General features: G+C 44.4%; 1 protein-coding gene. It reads right to left on the minus strand.

Annotated features, from left to right (window positions below; translation table 11 throughout):
• Positions 1-263 precede the first annotated feature (263 nt).
• Positions 264-1,616, minus strand: a 1,353-nt coding sequence (locus AC1DWN_RS33545) for a carbohydrate-binding protein (RefSeq protein WP_477563152.1), incomplete at its 5' end; no start/stop codon positions are given.

Consider the following 1,616-nt stretch of genomic DNA (forward strand, 5'->3'; position numbering starts at 1 on the left):
AATTGAACCTGTACAGGGTCTGAAACCTACTTCCAATCCTTATGATTGTTTCACCAGATTGTAGATATAATCGGGCCGTTCGGATCGAAGATCTAGCTGAAGAGAATTAGTTCAAGCTGTTCAAGAGTGCTTTAATTTGAGGGTTAAGGTTCAAAACATTCAGAATGATCGTCAGAGCCTCCGCACGTGTGGAGGTTCCTTTCGGATCAAATACCCTTTAATTATCAGTAAATCCTAAATTTCGCTAAAGAAAGCGGGTTTGTTTATTTCAAGATTGCTTTAGCTGCGATTGCAAGGTCTACAATATCCACCTTGCCGTCTTTATTTACATCCGCTTTCTCATTCCAACCTGCCTGATCTTGTTGTTTGCCGTAAGCTGCTGCAACAATAGCCAAGTCACCAATAGTCATATTTCCATCACCATTGACATCCGTATTGATTTTCATCGTGTCAAACACTTGAATGGCGCCTTCCAATGCAGCTTTCGCGCTATCTACCTGCTGCTGAGTGGCATTCGGATCGTTTGCTGTCACTTTGGCTTCAGTGATTGCCGATTGCAAAGGCGCTTTGGATCCATTCACATACAGGCCGTGCTCATTGCCTTCCACTGCTGCATCGTACTTCACTTGAGCACTTGCGATCGTTGTGTTCAAGAGCCACTTATCTACCGGTATACTAGGTACAGTTATTTGGATCTCGCGGGAGGCTCCGCCGACCTGCAGCTCATTCCCCTCTGCATTGGCAATCACAACATTATCAACAGTAATTGTCGTTGCCTCTGTTGCAGATTTGGCTGTAAAGTTGAAAGTCAACAAATCGCCTTCGGCAAGTACCCCTTGGTTCGCTTCCACGCTGGAAGCAATAATCCGAATTTGACCCGGCGCTGTCTCCTCTTGGTCAATGACTTGGAATCCATCTTTCAGCGATGTAACCGAATCGAATTGCAAATTCGCTGGATTATAATGCAGAGTCAAATCTTGGGCATACATTCGCTGGTATACACTTTCTGTTACGCTGGTCAATCCCATCTTTACATCAAATGTTTGACCAGAGTTCACCTGCTGTAAACCTGTCAATGTAGACTCTGGTGTTGCTGGCGCTGGCGGTGCAACCAGCTCAAACCAGTTAATATTCCATCCTCCTACTTCTACGTACAGCCTTATCGTATGACTGCCGGCAATTAAGGAAACTTCGTCGGATACGGTCTTCCAAGTCTGCCAACCTCCGGTTGACGGCAACGATGTTATTTTTTGAGAAATACCATCTACAAGGAAATTGACTTTGCCTGTACCACTGTTTACAGCTACCCTGTAGTTTAACTTATAAATTCCTGTCTCTGGCACATTAACCGTATAGTCCATCCAGTCTCCCGGATCTGTATATCCTACATCCTTTGTACCCTCAGAGCTGTTCTCTGTCTGAATCCCAAACATAGCAATATAATCTTCCGCTTCTACTTTACCAACAAATTGCACAGTTACGCTAATGCTTGTTGTCAAAGGCACGTTATTGGGATTTGCCACCCCAGTTGGCAAAGTTACAGTTCCATTTACAGTGAAGGTCTGTGCTGTCATTACAGTGGGATCATAGTTTGAAGCATCTACATTCCATGTCAC

The sequence above is a fragment of the Paenibacillus sp. P4_A7 genome (assembly GCF_056402455.1).